At 60.0% G+C, this 20,173-nt stretch carries 17 protein-coding genes; 9 read left to right on the top strand and 8 right to left on the bottom strand.

Features of this window, described 5'->3' with window-relative positions:
* Positions 1-269: 269 nt before the first annotated feature.
* Complete coding sequence (locus tag HMPREF2836_RS07200; RefSeq protein ID WP_049353377.1) at positions 270-1,607, top strand: DUF6882 domain-containing protein; 1,338 nt, start codon at positions 270-272, stop codon at positions 1,605-1,607.
* 188 nt (positions 1,608-1,795) lie between these two features.
* Entirely contained in the window at positions 1,796-2,767 is a 972-nt protein-coding gene (rarD, locus tag HMPREF2836_RS07205) for an EamA family transporter RarD (RefSeq protein ID WP_049349172.1), read from the top strand.
* 114 nt (positions 2,768-2,881) lie between these two features.
* Here rarD and HMPREF2836_RS09150 read toward each other — a convergent pair whose 3' ends face one another.
* The 4 genes from HMPREF2836_RS09150 to HMPREF2836_RS07220 all read right to left on the bottom strand — a co-directional run bounded on the left by HMPREF2836_RS09150 (position 2,882) and on the right by HMPREF2836_RS07220 (position 6,845).
* Positions 2,882-3,025, bottom strand: coding sequence for a methionine/alanine import family NSS transporter small subunit (locus HMPREF2836_RS09150; RefSeq protein ID WP_005508316.1), 144 nt, complete (start codon positions 3,023-3,025; stop codon positions 2,882-2,884).
* A gap of 8 nt (positions 3,026-3,033) precedes the next feature.
* Positions 3,034-4,617, bottom strand: a complete 1,584-nt coding sequence (locus HMPREF2836_RS07210) for a sodium-dependent transporter (RefSeq protein ID WP_049353378.1) — start codon at positions 4,615-4,617, stop codon at positions 3,034-3,036.
* Positions 4,618-4,997: 380 nt separating this feature from the next.
* Positions 4,998-6,059: a polyprenyl synthetase family protein gene (locus HMPREF2836_RS07215; protein ID WP_049356287.1), complete on the bottom strand. Its 1,062-nt coding sequence runs from the start codon at positions 6,057-6,059 to the stop codon at positions 4,998-5,000.
* A gap of 54 nt (positions 6,060-6,113) precedes the next feature.
* Positions 6,114-6,845, bottom strand: coding sequence for a demethylmenaquinone methyltransferase (locus HMPREF2836_RS07220; RefSeq protein ID WP_049349165.1), 732 nt, complete (start codon positions 6,843-6,845; stop codon positions 6,114-6,116).
* Positions 6,846-7,121: 276 nt separating this feature from the next.
* On the opposite strand from HMPREF2836_RS07220, the gene HMPREF2836_RS07225 reads away from it, so the two are divergent.
* The 3 genes from HMPREF2836_RS07225 (at position 7,122) to HMPREF2836_RS07235 (ending at position 9,710) form a co-directional block, all read left to right on the top strand.
* Positions 7,122-7,961, top strand: a complete 840-nt coding sequence (locus HMPREF2836_RS07225) for an ABC transporter substrate-binding protein (RefSeq protein ID WP_070629954.1) — start codon at positions 7,122-7,124, stop codon at positions 7,959-7,961.
* A gap of 132 nt (positions 7,962-8,093) precedes the next feature.
* Positions 8,094-8,897: an amino acid ABC transporter permease gene (locus HMPREF2836_RS07230; RefSeq protein ID WP_070629955.1), complete on the top strand. Its 804-nt coding sequence runs from the start codon at positions 8,094-8,096 to the stop codon at positions 8,895-8,897.
* 33 nt (positions 8,898-8,930) lie between these two features.
* Positions 8,931-9,710, top strand: coding sequence for an amino acid ABC transporter ATP-binding protein (locus HMPREF2836_RS07235; RefSeq protein ID WP_070629956.1), 780 nt, complete (start codon positions 8,931-8,933; stop codon positions 9,708-9,710).
* Positions 9,711-9,811: 101 nt separating this feature from the next.
* Here the strand turns inward: HMPREF2836_RS07235 and HMPREF2836_RS07240 are convergent, their stop codons facing one another.
* The 3 genes from HMPREF2836_RS07240 to HMPREF2836_RS07250 all read right to left on the bottom strand — a co-directional run bounded on the left by HMPREF2836_RS07240 (position 9,812) and on the right by HMPREF2836_RS07250 (position 13,107).
* A complete protein-coding gene (locus HMPREF2836_RS07240; protein ID WP_070629957.1) occupies positions 9,812-10,645 on the bottom strand; it encodes an oxidoreductase in 834 nt (277 codons plus the stop codon).
* Positions 10,646-10,884: 239 nt separating this feature from the next.
* Entirely contained in the window at positions 10,885-11,262 is a 378-nt protein-coding gene (locus tag HMPREF2836_RS07245; protein ID WP_005504776.1) for a cupin domain-containing protein, read from the bottom strand.
* Between the two features lie 168 nt (positions 11,263-11,430).
* Positions 11,431-13,107, bottom strand: a complete 1,677-nt coding sequence (locus tag HMPREF2836_RS07250) for a phosphatase PAP2 family protein (RefSeq protein ID WP_070629958.1) — start codon at positions 13,105-13,107, stop codon at positions 11,431-11,433.
* A gap of 293 nt (positions 13,108-13,400) precedes the next feature.
* Between HMPREF2836_RS07250 and HMPREF2836_RS07255 the strand changes: the two genes are divergently transcribed.
* The 3 genes from HMPREF2836_RS07255 (at position 13,401) to HMPREF2836_RS07265 (ending at position 17,650) form a co-directional block, all read left to right on the top strand.
* Positions 13,401-14,444 carry an o-succinylbenzoate synthase gene (locus tag HMPREF2836_RS07255; protein WP_070629959.1) on the top strand — a complete coding sequence of 348 codons (1,044 nt, stop codon included), beginning with the start codon at positions 13,401-13,403 and terminating at the stop codon, positions 14,442-14,444.
* A 79-nt stretch (positions 14,445-14,523) separates the two neighbouring features.
* Positions 14,524-16,353, top strand: a complete 1,830-nt coding sequence (gene menD, locus HMPREF2836_RS07260) for a 2-succinyl-5-enolpyruvyl-6-hydroxy-3-cyclohexene-1-carboxylic-acid synthase (protein WP_070629960.1) — start codon at positions 14,524-14,526, stop codon at positions 16,351-16,353.
* Between the two features lie 277 nt (positions 16,354-16,630).
* The gene (locus HMPREF2836_RS07265; protein WP_070629961.1) at positions 16,631-17,650 is read left to right on the top strand and encodes a glycosyltransferase; all 1,020 of its coding nucleotides are present in this window, start codon (positions 16,631-16,633) and stop codon (positions 17,648-17,650) included.
* Positions 17,651-17,758: 108 nt separating this feature from the next.
* On the opposite strand, the gene HMPREF2836_RS07270 is transcribed toward HMPREF2836_RS07265, so the two are convergent.
* Positions 17,759-18,667, bottom strand: coding sequence for an MBL fold metallo-hydrolase (locus HMPREF2836_RS07270; protein WP_070629962.1), 909 nt, complete (start codon positions 18,665-18,667; stop codon positions 17,759-17,761).
* A gap of 308 nt (positions 18,668-18,975) precedes the next feature.
* Here HMPREF2836_RS07270 and gluQRS point away from each other — a divergent pair, with 308 nt between their 5' ends.
* Entirely contained in the window at positions 18,976-20,001 is a 1,026-nt protein-coding gene (gluQRS, locus tag HMPREF2836_RS07275) for a tRNA glutamyl-Q(34) synthetase GluQRS (protein ID WP_070629963.1), read from the top strand.
* Positions 20,002-20,173: the final 172 nt, after the last annotated feature.

Below are 20,173 nucleotides of genomic sequence, written 5' to 3' on the forward strand. Positions count from 1 at the left end.
CCTTGAGTGTGAATACGGCGCGGCTGGAGGCATCCGTGTTCGGTCGTAGTGTCGGCTTACAGGGTGCCGGAAGAAGCCGTCTCTTCGATTCTAACGAACACAGGCACTCCACGCAGATAGTTTACGCCGAAAGATATATGCTCTACCTCTCCCCTACACCTCTTACAGACGGTGCATTCGACCCTCTTAACGTCCAATACGCCTAAAGCGCACCCCAAAACCGGGGATACACGGCATAGTGAACGCTAAAAGGTTGATAATCTTGAAGCATGACGAATTCTCTGCAGGACCTTATCGACGCATCGATCTTTATCTCCACCGAGTACCAGGCTCGACTCGCTGAGCTCGTGGGTACCTCCGAGTGGAACGTGGATTTCACCTCCCAGTCTCTGGATTTTGAGACCACTCCCCCGCTTTCGCTCAAGCCGCACCTGCTGGGCACCGAATCCGAGAACCGCGGTACTTGGATTTGGTCTTGGCAGCAGCTGGGCTACTTCCCCGACTCCGTTGTTTCCGCTGCTATTCAGGCGCGCGAAACCGGTGAGCGTGACGGCCTGGCCGAACTGACCACCGACGAGCTGCCCCTCTCCGAGTCCCTGGCACGCCGCCTGACCCTGGCAACCAAGACCATCAGCGGCCTGTACGCACACTACCCGCTGCCCGCGGGCGCTGGCGTGCGCGCATGGACCCTGCTGGAGGGTGCCGAGCTGACCCTCGAGGCCCCGACCTACAAGGGTATCGGTCGCGTAATCGCGAAGACCCTGCAGAGCGAAGAAATCCACAACCAGGTTCTGGCGGTGGACTCCTACGCTCAGCAGCGCGGCTTCCACATCGCCTGGGACACCGAGGCAACCGCCGTGCTGACCGCAACCGACGGTGCCCTGCGCCTGTGGTTCGACGAGGGTCGCATCAGCGGCATCGAGCAGGCTGAGCCCCAGGTTGGCCCCGAGGTTCTGGAGCAGTGCGCAGCCGCTGCCGCACAGCGTCGCGAATCCCTCGCCGCACTGCGCGCCGAGATTGAGCGCGTGGCAGCCGCAGAGGCAGCCGCTCAGAACGCACAGCGCGAGCAGGAGGCAGCAGAACGCGCCGCCGCACGTGCCGAGGCCGAAGCTGAGCGCGCGGTCGAGATCGCCGAGCACGCACCGGTCGCAGAGACCGAGGTACCCGGCGTCGAGAGCACCGAGAACCTCTACCCCGCCGACGAGGCTCCCTTCGATCAGGAGCCGGCAGAGTACGCAGAGCCCGGCTTGGTCACCGTGGAGACCCTGCCCGGCGAGTACGAGGCAGAGGAGACCGAGCAGGCTCGCGTCTACACTGACGAGTCCATCGGCGCCGAGCAGCCCGAGTACGAGACCGTTGAGGCTTCCGCAGAGTACGCTGAGGAGCCGGTCGCCGTTGAGACTGTAGCTGAGCAGCCCGCAGAGGCCGAGCAGCCCGCAGCAGAATACGAAGAGCAGCACGTGGAGCCCATCCGCAACGCTGGCGCAGCTCCCGACCTGCAGGCAGAGCACGAAGAGGCAGCCCGCCGCGAGCAGGAAGAAACTGCACGCCGCGAGGCAGAGCAGCCCAAGAAGAAGGGCTTCTTCTCCCGCTTCTTCGGCCTCTAAACCGAATACGCAGCACTCCTCAGGCGCGGTATCCTCGTGGTACCGCGCCTGAGGCATCTATAGCGTATGCTGCACCCTGTATCGGGTACAGTAGTGTGCGCGCATCGAAACCTGTGTGGATACCCAGCCGGCGCATCCCGATGAATAGCTTAGAAGAACGTAACCGAAGAATCAGGTCAGACGAAACCATGTCAGAAACGCAGAAGCACACCACCCGCAACGGGTTTATCACCATCATCGGCACCTACATCATTTGGGGTCTGCTCCCCCTGTATTTTGTGCTGATGGCGCCGGCAGGACCGATTGAGATTGTGGTGGCGCGAGTGGTCTTCTCCCTCATTTTCTGCGCCCTGCTACTACCGATTGTGCGGGCAACCGCGGACTTCCGCCGCGCCCTCAAGGATCGCCGCATCATGCTGGTACTGACGGCGGCATCGTTCCTCATCTGCGCGAACTGGCTTATCTACGTGATGGCAACAACCAGCGGTCACACGATTGATGCGTCCCTGGGATATTTCATTAACCCGCTGGTCTCCGTGGTGCTGGGCGTGATTTTCCTGCAGGAGCGCCTGCGCGCCGCGCAGTGGGTATCCGTCGCAATTTCATGTATCGCGGTGCTGATGATGAGCCTCATCTATGGTCAGGTGCCCTGGACGGGTCTGGGCCTGGCGTTCTCCTTCGGCATCTACGGCCTGCTCAAGGCACGCGTAGCCCACGACGTGAGCCCCATCGTTTCACTCTCTCTCGAAACTCTGATTCTGGCGCCCTTCGGCATTGCCGCCCTCTTTGTGCTCAATGCTCAGGGACAAATGACCCTCTTCAGCGAAGGTGCCGGGCACTTCTGGCTTCTCGCATCCACCGGCGTGGTCACCGTTGTGCCCCTCATGCTCTTTGCGGCGGCAACCAAGGCGCTACCGCTGTCAGTCATTGGCATGGTGCAGTACCTGGGCCCGACCATCCAATTTGTTCTGGCGCTGACCGTTCTGCACGAGCAGATGAGCGCCGATAAGGTGCTGGGTCTGAGCCTCATCTGGATTGCGCTCATCATTTTCACCGTGGATGCGGTGCGTGCCTCCCGCTCCTACCGCGCCTCCGCGCTGTCCGACCCGGAAACCGGCATGATCCCGCTCGTAAAAGCTGAAGACGTACAGAGCAAGTAGCTCTCCCCAACCCGGCTAAAACACTGTCCCGCACAAAATACACTCCCGCATACAACAAAGTGATGCCCCGCAGACGTTAGCCTGCGGGGCATCACTTTATGTCGCGTTCACACGCTAAAGCTCAGACCCCTGAGCTTCAGCAGCAGCATCGAGAGCATCCAGATCCGGATGACGGTGCAGGTTCAGCAGAGCCAAACCCAGGCCACCCCAAATGATCAGGATTGCCACAATGAGCATCACAATTGCGGAGATAGACATGAGGGCTCCTAACGGGTAATAGTCGAATCAACGTGGCCGTGCTCCACCTGACCGGAAATCACCGGAGGTGCCGGCGGCTCTTCAGCCGCACGAGACTTCTTCGACCAGGGCAGAAGAGAAACAACGATCGCACCAACCAGAAGCAGTGCGCTCATACCCCAACCGAAAATCGCCAGCAGATCCGCAGGGTAACCCTCATACGGGGTCGCAATCAGCTTGATAACGCTCTGAATCAGAGAGTAACCCAGAACCAGCGGAGTCACGACAGCCAGCAGACCCATCCAGATCTTGCCGACCTTGATGGAAGAGTAGCGGTTCAGGTGCTCAGCCAGAGCGGGCAGAGCACGCACCACGTATGCAACCACGATAATGGCGCACAGGCCGGCAGCCAGAATACCGAAGAGGTTCACGAAGTTATCGAGAATATCCAGCACGTACAGGCCGGTAGTGGTCGGCATCAGCAGCAGCGAAATCAGAGCCATCGGAACAATCACCAGTATGGTGGACGCCAGACGGGAAGTCGCGAACTTGTCCTGAATACCGGCGATAATCACCTCAAGAATCGAAATGAGGGAGGTGAAACCAGCAAAAAGCAGGGAACCGAAGAAGAGGATACCAATCAGCACGCCGCCGGGCGCCTGAGAAATAATGGTCGGGAACGCGATGAACGCCAGACCAATACCGCTGGTCGCAACCTCGCTCACCTGGGTGCCAGCAGCCTGAGCCATGAAGCCCAGAGCAGCGAACACACCAATACCAGCAAGAAGCTCGAAACCGGAGTTCGCGAAACCAACCACAGCACCGGAACCGGTCAAGTCAGTCTTAGGCTTCAGGTAGGAAGAGTAGGTGACCATAATGCCGAAGCCAATGGACAGCGAGAAGAAAATCTGGCCGTACGCAGCAACCCACACGTCCGGGTTAGCCAGGGAGTCCCAGCTGGGGGTGAACAGAGCGTTCAGACCGTCCACAGCGCCGGGCAGGGTCAGCGAGTAAATCACCAAACCAACGAACATGACCAGCAGCAGCGGGATGAAGATAATGTTGGCTGCGCCCACGCCCTTCTGAACACCCAGAGCCATCACAGCGAGCAGAACGCCCCACACCAGAACCATGGGAATCAGGATGTTCATGTTGAAGTCCAGGGAGACGCCGGGATCCTTTGCGACCTTCAAGAACTCGCCCTGGAAGAACGCCTTCGGGTTATCGCCCCACTCATTGGTGAAGGAGAAAACCATGTAACGCAGAGCCCACGCCACAATAGCGGCGTAGTAGATAGCGATGACAAAGTTGATACCCATGTGCCACCAGCCAATGAACTCGGTCTTACGGTTCAGACGGCGGAAAGCCAGCGGGGACGACGCACGCGCACGGTGACCGATTGCGTAGTCAAAGAACAGGAAGGTCAGACCGGCGGTCAGCAGGGCGACAATATAGGGAATCATGAAGGCGCCGCCGCCGTTATCAAATGCGATGTAGGGGAAACGCCAAATATTGCCCAGACCAACAGCAGAACCGATGGCGGCAAAGATAAAGACGCGACGGCTAGAGAAGCCTTCGCGCTTCGTGGGCGCCTTAGGGGTAGATGCTCCCATAGTTGTAAACCTCGAATGTGTGGGGACGCGGATGGTTGGTGCGAGAATAACCCGTCGGAGTGGTGGGCTCTGCTCGCGTCCAGAAATAGTAAACGGCTCTCCAACACGGGGTGGGCGTGGAAGCCGTCAAACGTCTGAAGGGTGGATGTGCGCCTCAGGCATGCCTATAAGGATTACCTTAAAGGCATATAGCGGTCAAGGAGACCCCAGCATACGGAACTATGCGGGACAGGGCACCCGCTCATACCTGCCCTGAAAACCGGTACTGACTAGCCATAATGCAGAAAACCCCCGCTGAATCTGACTGGATTCAGCGGGGGTTTTGAAGTATGAGACGCATCAGCGCTTACGCCAGCGCACACGTTACGTGGTGAGGCATTTTAGCCCTCGCGGTGAACCACAGCGTGAGCGAAGGACTCCAGCGCAGCCTTCGCGGTGGACTCGGGCAACGGAGCAATCGCGGCAATCGCGCGGTCCGCCCAGTCGTAAGCAATCTGCCATGCTTCCTGGGTGACCGGGTGGGCGGCGAGCGCCTCCACAGCGGTCTCCAGAGCCTCGTCGGAGCTGAGGTCTGCATCCAGCAGGGCGCGAACAGCAATAGCAGATTCGTCGCCGGCGGCTACCGCGCGGTCCAGCAGGATGGTCGGCAGGGTCGGCACGCCCTCGCGCAGGTCGGTGCCGCGGGTCTTACCGCTGGTCTTGCCGTCGCTCACAATGTCAATCACGTCGTCAGCCAGCTGGAATGCCACGCCGACCAGCTCGCCGTACGCCTTGACCATGGAGATGACGTCTTCGGAAGCGCCCGAAAGCAGGGAGCCGTACTCACCGGCAGCGGCAATCAGGGAACCGGTCTTACCCTCAATGACCGCGATGTAGTGGTCGAGCAGGTCCTGGCCCTCGCGGGGGCCGGTGGTCTCAAAGAGCTGACCGAGCACCAGACGCTCAAAGGTCTGGGACTGAATCTTCATGGGGCGGGTACCCAGCTCGGAGACCAGCAGGGATGCGCGGGAGAAGATCAGGTCACCGGTGAGAATGGCGACGGAGTTGCCCCAAATCATCTGGGCGCTGTCCACACCACGGCGCTTGGGGGCGTCGTCCATAACATCGTCGTGGTAGAGGGTTGCCAGGTGAGTCAGCTCAACGACCACGGCGGCCTCGATAACCTCGTCGTTGATTTCGCCGTCGACAGCTGCCGAGAGCAGCGCCAGCAGGGGACGCACACGCTTGCCGCCCGCGGAGAGCAGGTGGCGGGATGCAACATCCGCCAGGTGATCGGTCTGTGCGATGGCTTCTGCCAGGCGCTCCTCAATACGCGCGAGGGAGGAAAGAATCTGCGGACCCAGCTTGGGGTCTGCGGCGATGAGTTCGAAGCCTGCAGGAAGCTTCAGGTCGAGGTCTCCCAGCAGGTCGGTTGCGGCAATGGGCTGCTCTGCGTTGCTCACGGTGTCTTCTATCTTCTTGGTGTTGGTGTCTTCGGTGGTGTGTGAACGCGGTGTCTATGCGTTGTGTGCTTCAGGCTTGAAACCGCGGTGAATGGCGACGATGCCGCCGGTGAGGTTGCGGTACTGCACGGAGGTGAAGCCCGCCTCCTTGAACTTCTGCGCCAGTTCCTGCTGGTTGGGCCAGGCGATGATGGACTCGGCGAGGTATTCGTAGGATTCGGGGTTGGAGGAGATTGCGCGGGCAATCGGCGGAATCGCCTTCATGATGTAGTTCTTGTAGACCGCGCCGAAGGGGGCGAAGGTCGGGGTGGAGAACTCGAGGATGACGATGCGTCCGCCGGGCTTGAGCACGCGGTAGATTTCGCTCAGCGCTTTGGGGTAGTTTGCGACGTTGCGCAGGCCGTAGGACATGGTCACTGCGTCGAAGGTTTCGTCGTCGAAGGGTAGGGCTGTGACGTCTGCCTGCACGAAGGTCATGTCGGGGCGACGGCGGCGGCCCACATCCAGCATGCCTTCGGAGAGGTCTGCTGCGATGACGTCCACACCGGCGTCGGCGAAGGGTTCGGAGGAGACGCCGGTACCTGCGGCTACGTCCAGCACTTTCTGGCCGGGGTGCGCGTCGACGGCTGCGACTGCCTGCTTGCGCCAGTAGATGTGCTGGCCGAGGGAGAGGATGCCGTTCATGAGGTCGTAGCGTTCGGCTACGGTATCGAACATGGCGGCGATGTCGCTGGTTTTCTTGTCTAGGGTTGCGCGGGTTGCGCGGGTGTTCTTCTCTGCGTTCACGCTCTCAATTGTGGCATGGAGGTTAGGGGATTCGATAGTTGGGTGAACCGTAGTTGCATCATGTGGCGTGCTAAGGGGCGTGCCGTGAAGGTTTTTGAGTCGTTCAGACGGGGTTTTATTCACTCTTTAAGGGTTGATTTATGCATATTCAGCAAAAATTTATGAATATTTATGTATGTGCTTGCATTTTTTAACATGCGGGCGCACAATAGACTCTAGATTTCATAGAACGCACCACTCAACGAGTGAACGCACACCCCACACAGGAGCATCCCAATGAACACCGCAATCCTCAAGAAGGCATCCCTTAAGCCCCTCGCACTACTGGCAGTACTGCCCCTGGCACTGACCGGCTGCGTCTCCACCGCCAACGATAACTCCGACGCCAACGGCGAGGTCAGCCTCGTCAAGTCCGGCACCCTCAGCGTCTGCACCAACACCCCCTACAAGCCCTTCGAATACGAAGAAAACGGCACCATCGTCGGTCTGGATGCAGACATCGCCAATGCTATCGCCTCCGACCTGGGCGTGAAGGCTCAGCTGACCTCCATCAGCTTTGAGGGTCTGGACTCCGGCACCGGCCTGGCCACCGGTCAGTGCGATATCGCCCTTGCGGGTATCGGCGTGACCGATGAACGTAAGAGCAAGATGGAATTCACCACCGTCTACTTCGACGACAACCTGGCAATCCTGGTCCCCAAGGGTTCCTCCATCAGCTCCGCCGCAGATCTGAAGGGCGTGAGCGTTGGTGCGCAGCAGGCAACCAGCGGTGAAACCTACGCCAAGGAAAACGGCGCAGAGGTCATCCAGTACGAAGACACCTCCCTCATGTTCTCCGCCCTGAAGACCGGTCAGGTCAAGGCAGTCGCAGCGAACCTTTCCGTGGTGTCCGAGGCACTGACCAATGACCCGGACTCCTTCAAGATCGCCTACCAGGATTCCGAGAACACCGAGCAGATTGCCGCAGCAGTTTCCTCCAATAACAAGGCACTGCTGGCCAAGGCTAACGCAACCATCGACAAGCTCAAGAAGAACGGCGAGCTCGACAAGATGAAGGCCAAGTGGGTGGGCACCACCTCCTCGACCTCCGCGAGCGCCTCTTCCTCCGCTTCCTAAGCATCTAGCAGGTTAGCCTCTCCCCCAATTCAGGAGTACCCTTATTACTTTTGGGTTGGGGGATTCTCCGGCCTTCACCCTTGTGAGCGTATAAAACGCTCTTGACCGAACAGCACACGAATAAGAAAGCGCATGTCCTCTAAACTCTCACCCCGTCAGAAGCAGAAGCTCTTCCGCTACGCACAGTACGCCCTTCTGGCAGTTATCGCTCTGGCAGCCATTCTTTTGGCTGACTGGAAGACCCTCAGCCAGCAGGTATTCAACCTGGACGTTGCGGCTCAGCAGTTCCCCGACGTCATCACCGTGGCGTTAAAGAACACCCTGCTGTACACCACCTTGGGCTTCATCGTGGGCCTCTCCGGCGGTCTGCTGCTGGCGCTCATGCGTATTTCCTCTATCGCTCCCTACCGTTGGATTGCGACCCTGTACGTGGAGCTTTTCCGCGGCATCCCGGCGCTGCTGGTCTTCTTCGCGTTCGGTTACGGTATTCCCCTGGCGTTCAAGATCCGCTTCGTGGATAACCTGATTCCGGTGACCCTGTCCCTGGGTATGGTTTCGGCAGCCTACATTAGTGAGGTTCTGCGTGCGGGCCTGCAGGCGATCCCGAAGGGCCAGATGGAGGCGGCACGCTCCCTGGGTATGTCCCACACCCGCGCGATGATTTCGATCATTATTCCTCAGGCGTTCCGCGTGGTTCTGCCCCCGCTGACCAACGAGGTTATCCTGCTGACCAAGGACTCCTCCCTCGTATACCTGCTGGGCGTAACCGTCTCGCAGTACGAGCTGGCGAAGTTCGGCCGTGAGGGCCTGACCGCCGCTAATGCGGGCCTGACCCCCCTGGTGGTTGCGGGTCTGTGCTACCTGATTATCACTGTTCCGCTGGGCCAGCTCTCCGCATACTTTGAGCGCCGCACCCAGCTGACCGGCCGCAAGTAAGCGCAACGACAGATACGGATTACGGAAGATACTATGACTGCTTCAACTTCATCCATGGCCGCCGCCTCGGTGCGCATTTCTAACCTGCACAAGTCTTACGGCAAGGTTCAGGTTCTCAAGGGCATCGACATGCAGGTCGAGCCGGGCGAGGTCGTGTGCCTCATCGGTCCTTCGGGTTCCGGTAAGTCCACCCTGCTGCGTTGCGTGAACCTGCTGGAGGAGCCGAACGACGGCACCATCATGGTGGGCGATACCGAGGTCACCGACCCGGATGTAGACATTAACCGCGTGCGTACCCACATGGGTATGGTGTTCCAGCAGTTCAACCTGTTCGGCCACCTGAACATTCTGGATAACTGCACGATTGCCCAGATTAAGGTTCTGGGCCGTTCCAAGGCTGAGGCGGAGGCGGTTGCCCGCGAGCAGCTCGCCAAGGTTGGCCTGGAGGGCAAGGAAGACCGCTTCCCGGCTCAGCTGTCCGGTGGTCAGCAGCAGCGTGTGGCTATTGCACGTGCACTGTCCATGCACCCGGACCTGATGCTCTTCGACGAACCGACCAGTGCGCTCGACCCGGAGATGGTCGGCGAGGTTCTGAGCATTATGCGCAACCTGGCTGACGAGGGCATGACCATGATTGTGGTGACCCACGAGATGGCGTTTGCCCGCGAGGTCGCCGATAAGGTCGTCTTCATGGCTGACGGTGTGGTCGTGGAGGAAGGCCACGCCGATCAGGTGATTGGTAACCCCCAGCACGAACGTACTCAGGCTTTCTTGGCGCGCGTGCTCGATCCGACCCACGCCGTAGTAGACTAGTACTAGCTCTTGAAAAACGTAGCGGGCGGTGCTGTACGAAACATTCTGTTTCGCGCAGCACCGCCCGCTTTTTAATGCTCTAGTTCGCGGCTGTTCCGGCTCTAGAAGATGCGGCGCGCCACCTTGTCAAAAAGACGGTCCGATAGCACCGTATGCAGAAACACGGAGGGCTTAGCACCGAAACCCACGAGGTAGCGGGTCTTGGGGCGGCGCGCCTCCAGGGCTCGCAGAATAGTTTTAGAGATAACCTTCGGCTCCGAGAGGTTGGAGGAGGGCGAGTAGAGCTTGCGCATATTTGCCGCAACGCGCTGCGCCTGAGCCGCGTAGACGCCGTTTCGGGAGGACTCCTCCAGGTGGTCTGCCGCGATGAGCCCCCAGGGGGTCTTGATACCGCCGGGCTCGATAATGACCACGTCGATACCGAACTCTTCAACCTCCATGCGCAGTGCATCGCTGAACGCCTCGAGGGCGTACTTGGTGGCGTGGTACCAGGCACCCAGGGGCGAGGTAATACGCCCCGCCATCGAGGAGATGTTCAGGATGCGCCCGCTGCCCCGTGCGCGCATATGCGGCAGCACCAGCTGGGTGAGGCGCGCCAGGCCAAAGAGGTTCACCTCGAACTGGCGGCGTGCCTCGTCAATGGGGACGTCTTCAATGGCGCCGTAGGATCCGTAGCCTGCATTGTTGATAAGCACGTCAATGCGGCCTTCTGCATCAATGATCTGCTGTACGGCGGCTTCCATGGACGCCTCATCGGTAACATCCATGCTGAGCGCTTTCACACCCTCGGAGGCGAGCTCTTCAATCTTCTCAACGCGGCGGGCGGCACCGTAGACGGTGTAGCCGTAGCGCACCAGTAGCGGCGCCACGTCATAGCCGATACCGGAGCTGGCGCCGGTGAGAAGAACAACGGGGCGTTGCAGTGACTTAGGCATTGCGCATCCTTTCGGCTTGCTCCCTGTGAGGTTAGCGGGAGTGTACTTTTCCAGGGTACGCCCGCACGGGGTGTACGAGCGCGCAGAAAGCTCAGGGCGTAGCGTGAGGGTATTCTCGCCGGCATATGTGAGGGCAGGACGGCATACAAAAAGCTCGCCGCAGCATCCTGTGCAGATGCGGCGGCGAGCTAATGTTTTGAGGTCGGGGGTTTTGGGGTCAGGGGTTTAGAGGCCGGGGATTAGACCTCTTCGACGTCAATATTGACCTTGGGTTCGGGGTGCGATTCGCCGGTCAGCATGGTCACCAGCAAGGTGGAGTCCTTCACGGCGCGCAGGGAGTGCAGCAGCTTGGCGGTCACGTGAATCGGCTTGCCGGGTACCAGGGTAATATCGCGGTCCTTCACGTGGAAAATCACCTCGCCCTTGAGCACCTGCACGAAGACGGGGTGCACGCTGTGGTGCTCGTGCCAAGACTGGCCTGCAGCCAGTTCCATGAGGGTCAGGTTGCCGCCGTCGGCATCAACAATCTTGCGGGCCTGGGGCTTATCTTCAAAGGGGGTCAGCGCTTCGGTGAGCTGGGGGAATACGAGGACGCGGCCTTCATGGGTACCTGCCATGGTATGCACCTTTCTCTTCAGGGGTGAGTGAAAGGGGGTGCGCAACCCCCTCCCTAATATTGGTATTAAAAATACTAAATTTCTTATATTGTATTCCCCTCCCCGCAACTGGACAATACCTCAGCTCACATCAAGCTGAAACATCCCGCGCAAGGAGGGGGACAACATCTACTGATAACTCCACACCTTCGAATAGGCGGAGCGATTACTATTACGCGGACGCAACAGGTTCACCATCAACGCCGTCGTACCAAAGCTCACCGCAATAATCATGCAGGTCGCCGCGGTAAACGCACCACCGGGAATCGGCGCAAAAATCGCAATCAGATACAGGATCACCGCGCAAAACGACAGGAACAGCGTCGCAATCGTCATCAACGGCACCAGCACCAAACCACCACGCGCCGGCACCGCAAAATCTGCCGGACGCACATAACGCAACACACCCATACCCACAACCGTCCAGATGGCGGTGACCAGAATAGCGGTCACCACATCCGCCGGGCGGTGCCAACCGTTAATAATCGTGGAGGCACCCGTCAGGCAGGTCGCCAACGCCGCGCAGAGAGCCACCGTGGGCCGCAAGAAACGAGGCGCCGCCAAAAAGAGCGCCGCGCCAGCCGCCGCCGCGAAGGTCGTGTGGCCGCTGGGCGCCGAGTTGCTCAGCGCCTCCTGAACACCCAGGTCGGGCTTCACAATCAGGTAGTGCTTGAGCAGGTACGTGCTCGTCACCGCCGCAGCACCGGCCATTACACCAATCAGCGAAGGCAGGAACCGGTGCTTCCAAATCAGCACCGCAACCAGGCCCAAGACGGCAATCACGCCGACAACCGCAGGAAGAGAATCCAGCGCCGTCAGGGTCGGACCGCGGTAACTCTTGAACTGATGCGCATACTCGGTGTACGCCTGCTCATCAACCTGCTGGCCGGTCGCCGTGTAAATGAAGAACACAAACGCACCGTAGAGAGACAGACCCAAGAACAGCAACGCCATCACGTGACGCATCAAAATACCGGTACTCGGAAGATGGTGCCCCTGCTCTTCGCCGGGACGATTCACCGGGCGGCCCGAAGCATCCACGGGAACCTGACCGGTCTGAACATACGCACCGTTCGGGTAGGCGGCGGCAGGATACGCCTCGGGAGGATAAGCCACCGGCTGCGGAGGTGCCTGCGGCGGCACACGCTGGGGAAGCGGCTGCTGGGCGCTTATCTGTTCAGCACCCATCTGAGGAGCGCCCATGTGTCCAGCACCCATATTGGCGTTCAGTGGGAAACCGCTTACGGGAGGCCTCGGCGGGTCAAGGCGGCGCGTAGCCTGCATGGGTTCATCCGCACCGTAGTGCCCCTGGGAAGCGCGTTCCTGCGGCGAGGGAATCGTCTCAGGAATCTTAATGGGGGCACGGTAAACGCGCGGCAAAGGACGGGTCGCGCCAATAACTTCTGTAGAGTCCTGGTGCGAAGAAATAACTTCGGTATTCGCCGATTCAGCGTTTACGGAACCCGCATTTGCAGAACCCACAGACGTAGCTTCGTGAGCCGGCGACGAACCGTAATCCATCAAAACTTTCGTACGGTCATCACTGTGCGTAGCGGCAGGGGTAGCCGTTTCGTGGGAGGTGAGCACCTGGGTAGCATCCTGATAATCAGAAAGCACCGCAGTCGGGTCCTGATAATCAGAGAGCACCGCAGTCTCATCAGAGGAAAACACCGTAGTGGGCGCATTGTCAGCAGCGGCCGCATGCACATCAGCGGGGTGAAGCACACTGGTAGCATCGAGGTTTTCGGAGCTCTCCCAACCGGAGTTTTCCGAACCCGATGTATTTGCCGGTGTTTTCTTCTTCATAACCCTTTGTACCTTCTCGCCCTCATGTCTGTTAGTGATACCCGAGCCCGCCGATGCCAGCCCCTCAAAACGGTAGCCCCCAAGCTGCCGTTTTATGCGAAGCACCGTCCGAGTTCTCGGGCGAATAACTACCTACTATCCCAGGTTAAGCTATGAAAAACTAAAGTTTTTTCGACCACAACCTGAGAGTTTCCAGAGAATGCGTGACAGGGCGCGAGCGCACCCACCCGCCCCCGGAATGTTATGGTGAGCTCATAGCGCATCGAAGAAGGGCAGATACCTTGAATACCAGTATGAGCGTGCCACCTCTCGGCTACGGTTTTCACCTCACGAACACTCCCCTGCCGCCACTGCAGGAGGTTCTGGAAAACCTGTTCACGGTCGAAATTCCGATGACGGTCACCTTCCGCGGGGTCAATAGCCGCCAGAGCGCGCTGATTCGCGGCCCGCACGGCTGGGGCGAGTTCGCGCCCTTCTTCGAGTACGGTGCGCAGGAGTCTGCCGCGTGGCTTGCCTGCGCGCTGGAGGCGGCGTGGCTACCCGCCCCGGAGCCGGTGCGTACGCGCATCCCGCTGAATGCAACCCTGCCCGCGGTACCTGCGGAGCGTGTGCCGGAGGTGCTCGCCAAGTACGAGGGTGAGATTCAGGAGCTCAAAATCAAGGTGGCGGAGAAGGGGCAGAGCCTCGCCGACGATATTGCCCGCGTGGCGGCGGCACGAGATGCGCTCCCGAATGCACGCCTGAAGGTGGACGCGAACATGGGCTACACCCTCGGCGGTGCCCTTGATGCGCTGCGCAAGCTCTGCGAGTACGGCATTATCTACGCCGAGCAGCCCGTGGCATCCATTGAAGATATGGCGGCGCTCCGCTTTGCCATTGCTAAGGAGGGGCTACCCGCCCGGATTGCCGCGGACGAATCGATTCGCAAGGCGGAAGACCCGCTGAAGGTGGCTCGCGCGAACGCCGCGGACCTCATGGTTATTAAGGCGGCACCGCTGGGCGGTGTACGCCGTGCGCTCGCGCTGGTGGAGCAGGCGCAGCTTCCGGCGGTGGTGTCTTCTGCGCTGGAGTCTTCGGTGGGCATTGCCACCGGTGCCTCTCTGGCGGCCTCCCTACCGACCTTGAGGTACGGGTGCGGTCTGGGCACGGTCTCCCTCATGGCTGAGGACGTTACCGACGAGCCGCTCATCGCCCACGACGGGTTCATGGACCTGCGCACCATCAGCCCCAACCCGCGGTGCCTGGAGCGTCTTGCCACCGATGAGCAGACCCGCCAGTGGTGGGTGGAGCGCGTCACCGCCTGCTACCGGGTACTGGAACGCGCCTGCGGACTGTGAAGACTGCAAGTTATCAAGGTCGCGCCCGTGAAGGGTAACCATAACTGAATGAAAAACCTTACGGCATTAGAATGGTACGGTGACTGAAAACCGCTCAACCCCCGCCATGCTCACCGCAGTATCCGTGCTCGATTCGCTGATTCGTGCCGGTATGCGGCATGTTGTCGTGTCTCCGGGTTCCCGTAGTGCACCTCTTGCGTACGCTATTGCCGCAGCCGCTGAAGCCGGCGCCCTCATTGCGCACGTGCGCGTGGACGAGCGAAGTGCAGCCTTTACCGCCCTGGGTATTGCCAAGGCATCCGGTCAGCCCGTGGGTCTGGTGTGCACCTCCGGTACGGCACTGGGCGAGTATGTGCCCGCCGTCATGGAGGCGTATCACGCCGGTGTGCCCCTGGCGGTGCTGAGCGCGGACCGCCCGGAGCGTCTGCGCGGTAGCGGCGTGAATCAGACGACCCGCCAGGCGAGTTTCTTCTATCCTTTTGTGCGTGCTGAAGCTGATTTGACCTCCTACCCCGAGCAGGTGGAGGGCGAGCAGACTCAGGCTTTTGCGGCGTGCTTGAACGCGCTGACCGGTCGTAGCGCCGAGCATTGGCGCAAGCAGTCTGCCGAGCCGATTGGCCCGGTGCACCTGAACATTTGTTTTGATACGCCGCTGACCCCCTCGGGTCGTTTTGCGCAGATGCTGCCGCAGTGGGCGCAGAGCCTGCTGGAAGATTACGACCCGCAGGCTGAGGGCCGTGCCCGCACCGCCCGCGCTGAGGGTTCCGGACTCTCCAGCGCCGAGCAGCGTTGGCTTCTGGATTCTTTGGAGGCACAGGCTGACCTGTCGGAGTTCACCCCGGCGCACCGCACCGTGGTGGTTGCTGCTGACGGTGCCGGTGAGTTTGCGGCGGAGTTCGCGCGCGTGCTGAACCTGCCGCTGTTTGCGGAGCCTTCCTCCGAGGCGCGCCACGGCGCCACCTCCATTCCTCACTACCCGCAGCTGCTCGCTGATGATTCGTTCGCCCCCGCCGCCCAGATTGAGCGTGTGGTGCTCTTCGGCCACCCGACGCTCTCGCGCCCGATTACCGCATTGCTGGAACGCAAAGATATTCAGTGCGCGTTCTACGCCCCGCGCCGCGCCAGCTGGTATGAGCCGGGCGCCCGCTCCTTTGTAGAACTGTCAACCCCGCACGAGCTTGCCGAGTTTGCGAGCGCCTCCACTGTGCCCGCTGATGAGCTGGTGGACGAGCTGAGCTGGTTGGAGCAGTGGGTTGAGCCCGCCCGCGAGCTACAGGATGAGTGCCTGCGCACCATTGCCGCCTACGAACACCCCGGTGCTGAGAGCTCGGTTGACTACACCGATTACCGCAACCGCACCGCTGGCCGCTCCTACGCCCGCCGCGTCTGGCAGGATGCGGTGGCTCAGCGCCGCCTGCTCGTACTGGGCTCTTCAAACCTGGTGCGTGATTTGGATGCGGCAGCCCCCGCCCTGGGCGAGCCCACCCCCGCGCGCGTGTTTGCGAACCGCGGTCTTGCCGGTATTGACGGGACGATTGCGACCGCTATTGGTGTGTCTCTGTCGGGCTACTACCCTGCCGGTGTGGATGATAGCTCCCGCCCGGTCATTGGTGGTGCCGCCCTGCCGGTGACCCTGCTGTGCGGTGACCTGACCTTCCAGCACGATGTGTCATCGCTGAACCTGCCGAATACTGAGCTTCTGCCTGAACTGCGCGTTGAGGTCTTTGACGATGCCGGCGGCGGTATTTTCACGACCCTTGAACACGGTGATATGGCTCGTCAGGAGCAGTTCACCGCCGCTGTGGACCGTTTCTTCACGGTGGTTGCCGCCCCGAATACTGATTTGGCGCGCATGGCTGCCGGGTTTGGCACCGAATCGGGCGTTGAGGTGCGCATTCACACACCCTAAAGCTGTTTCTAAAGGCAGCAGGCTAAGCCCCGTGCGCAGGGTTGACCGATATACTGAAAATTACCTGTGCCGTAGCCTTCCGTGGCTGAAAGCTAGCCGGTCGTAGCGGTTTCACTCGCCGTTGCATTCGCGTTTTTTGCGCGCCTGCTGACGTAAGGCACCCTATCTATCATTTATTGACCTTCACGCTCTTGCCGCTGATGCACACCGCCCGCGACCCGAGGTTTTACCCCGGTGAGCCCGGCGCATGCGGCGGACGTTGCTCCCAAGGATTCTCATGAGCTCACTCGATATTATTGTTGCTGTCCCCTCCGGAGCCGGTTGGGTTCCCGTACACGCCATGGCGGAGCTTCTCGCCCGCTACACCGGCGGTACCGTACACACCGTGGATGTGGGCGCATCCCTCAGCAAGGAAACGAAGCTTCTGGCGCGTCTGCCCCGTCTCAAGGGCGGCTCCAAGCGCTGCCTGGTGATTGCTTCTGATCCCGGTCAGCTGTACGCCATTTCGCAGCGTTCCTTCGCGTTCCGCCGCTACGGTGCAATCTACGGCTGGGTGATTGATAGCTTCTGGGATGACCGTATTCCCGCGGTGGCTAAGTCCTCCACCTACGACCGTATTTTCGTTGCAGACGTTGATGACGTTCAGCCCTGGACTGCCGCGGGAGTGAAGGTCCCCGGCGTTCTGCCCTGGGGTGCGGATGTTTGGAGCAAGTTCAGCGACCGTCTGGCTGCGCTGGAGTCGAAGAGCACCGACCTGCTGCGCGTGGGCCGTCAGCCCGCCGCCTACGAAGATGACGAGGCGACTGCCGCCCTCGCCGCGGAGCTGGGTCTGAGCTTTGAGGGCCGCCCGCCCTTCGGTGCAAATGACCGCGAGTCGGCTCAGCACCTGCAGAATTCTCTGAACCGCGCGAAGTTCCTGCTGGCGTTCTCCACTTCGGTCAGCCCGGCGCCGTACACTCACCCGACCAAGGAGTACATCACCGGTCGTTGGACCGACGCCCTGGCTTCGGGCGTGACCGTGGTCGGCAAGGTTCCGAACACCACCACCGTACGTGAAATCCTTTGGGATGGCGCGACCATCGACATTGATCACGCGGATGCACGCGCGGGCCTCGCGCAGGTTGCCGATGCGGTCTCCCGCTGGACCCCCGCGCAGGGTGAGCAGCAGATTCGTCAGGCTCTGCAGCACCTGGATTGGCGTCACCGTTTCGTGCAGCTGTGCGAGGCAATGGGTGAAGTCCCGGCTTCTTTGGCGGCTGATTGCGAGGCAATGCGCGCCCAGTACGTTCAGCGCTAAATACGTGCCCTAAGGTTATGGGTATATAAAAGGTGAGGGCTGGTTTCTATCATAGAAACCAGCCCTCACCTGCATTTATGCCCCATGAGGCATATTGCATACGGGGTTTTAGTACGAAGCCTGACCCAGAGTAATCGGACCCGTGAAACCACTGGTGTCCGGGTGATCCGCTTCGAGATATGCCGCTACCGGTGCACCTTCAAGCTGAGCCAAACGATCCAGCAGGAAGCGCGTAGCACCCGGTGCGTACGGCAGCTTATACATTGCCGCGGTCGTCGCCTCGTCATCACGGTCCAGAGTGGAGGAACGAATCGACTCAATAGCGGTCACCATGGTGTTGCGTTCACGCTCCACGAAGGTGCGGTCTACCGGCTCACCGTTACCGGGCACATACACGCGGTAACGGTCAAATTCGAGCACGGCACCGAGAGTGTCAATCCAACGGTCGGGGAAGGAATCCTCGAAATAGGGATCGGTACCCTCTTCAATCAGACCGCCCATGAACAGCACATCTTCAACACCGACCATAATGTCACCGTCGGTGTGGCCGGGTCCCATGTACATGAGGGTTGCGCTACGCTCACCCAGGTCGATGGGGGTGAAAGTGATGCCGTCGCCCCTATTGGCGACCAGGCGGTTGGGAACAACAATATTGGTGGCGGCACCCTGATTGTGTGCCATTTCCGGTTCCAGCGTCTCGACGTAGGGACGCTGCGCCTCGCCGTATTTACGGATTGCACGCGCGGCGCGAGGATGCGCCCAGAATTCTTCGGTACCCATTGCCGCGAAAACATCGTTGCCGAAGAAACGCTCATAGTGTCCGTGAGTGTTTACAACGGTAATAGGAAGGCGCGTGAGACGGCGAACCTCATCATAAATTTCGGTTGCCTGACGGGGACCTGCGCCGGTATCTACGACTAGTGCACGCTCCAGTCCGAGGACCAGTCCGGTGTTCAGTCGGTAGTTGTCGGTCGCAATGCGGTACACGCCGTCTGCGAGTTCAATAGTACGAGCCATAGATACAACCCTACTGTAATTTTTGGTACTTGCGGGGCTATTCGGGCTTCCAGAGAACAGAAATTTACTGTTCGGTAACAATTCAAGGCAATGAAAGCGCATTATTTTGTACAAAATTATCTCTAGTGATAAGAAAGTGGTGAGCCTTATCAACCTCTCCGGATTGTTTGAACAGCACATCATCGCCAAAGGAGCCCCTCGAAGAGCCCGGCACGCATCCGTAGAAGCAATATTTATGCCACAATGCCACTCAACCTAGAGTCGTGCGCACGATTAACCCGCATCTAACGCCCCTATAGGATAGGAGTATGACTTCTTCCCCCACCTCGTCTTCCACTCCTTCGAACCTGCCTTTCCCCAGCGGTACCGGACGCTACGCTCCCTCCCCCTCGGGGGATTTGCATCTGGGTAATTTGCGTACCGCTATTTTGGCGTGGGCGATGGCTCGCCGCGGCACCAAGCCCTTCTATCTGCGTGTGGAGGATTTGGATCGCGTGCGCCCGGGTGCTGCGGAGCGTCAGATTGCTGATTTGGCGGCTCTGGGTTTGGATTGGGATGCGAGCCCCGGCGCCTCGGCAGCGCGTATTGAGGGTAGCGAAAGCACCGAGGGCAAGGAAGCAGGTGTACTGTACCAGAGCACGCGCCTTGCCGCCTATGAGCAGGCGGTTCAACAGCTGCGCGAGGCGGGACTCGTGTACGAGTGCTACTGCACCCGCCGCGAAATTCAGGAGGCGTCGAGTGCCCCGCACGGTGCCCCGGGCGCATACCCGGGTACCTGCCGTGAGCTGACGGAAGCACAGCGACAGGAGCGCCGTACCCAGCGTCCGCCGGCTCTGCGTCTGCGCGCCGAGTGCACGAGCTACACGGTGCAGGATGATTTTTACGGTGCCTACACGGGGCTGGTGGATGATTTTGTGCTGGTACGCAATGACGGCACCTATGCCTATAACCTGACCTCCGTGGTGGATGATGCCTTTGTGGGGGTTGAGCAGATTGTGCGCGGTGATGATCTACTCCCTTCGGCGCCTCGCCAGTCGTATTTGGCGCAGCTTTTGGGTTTGACGCAGCCGCGTTACGCGCATGTGCCGCTGGCGCTGAACGAGGAGGGCAAGCGCCTGGCGAAGCGTGACGGTGCGGTGACTCTGCCGCAGTTGCGTGAGGCGGGCGTTGAAATCCCTACGATTTTGGGGTGGATTGCCGCATCTATTCCGGTGTATAACGCCGATGGCTCCACCCATTCGGCGGATGTTCCGGTGCCCAATGCGGCAGCGATTTTGGAGCGTTTTGATCCGGCTCGTATGGCTACTGAACCATGGGTTGTGAGGGATCTCTAAGCCTCTGTGACATTGTCGTGTAACAGTTCAACACTCCGAACGGCTTTTAAATTTTTCGTTTAATTCGTTTTAGATGCATATGCCATTGAGCGTTTGCGTTGCTTTTCAACTACATATCTTTCACTCAAGTGCCCGAAACCCTGAAATTCAAGGATTTTTCGGGCACTTTTTC

Origin of the sequence: Rothia sp. HMSC065C12 (genome assembly GCF_001812085.1) — a bacterium.
In the GTDB taxonomy this organism is placed as follows: domain Bacteria; phylum Actinomycetota; class Actinomycetes; order Actinomycetales; family Micrococcaceae; genus Rothia; species Rothia mucilaginosa.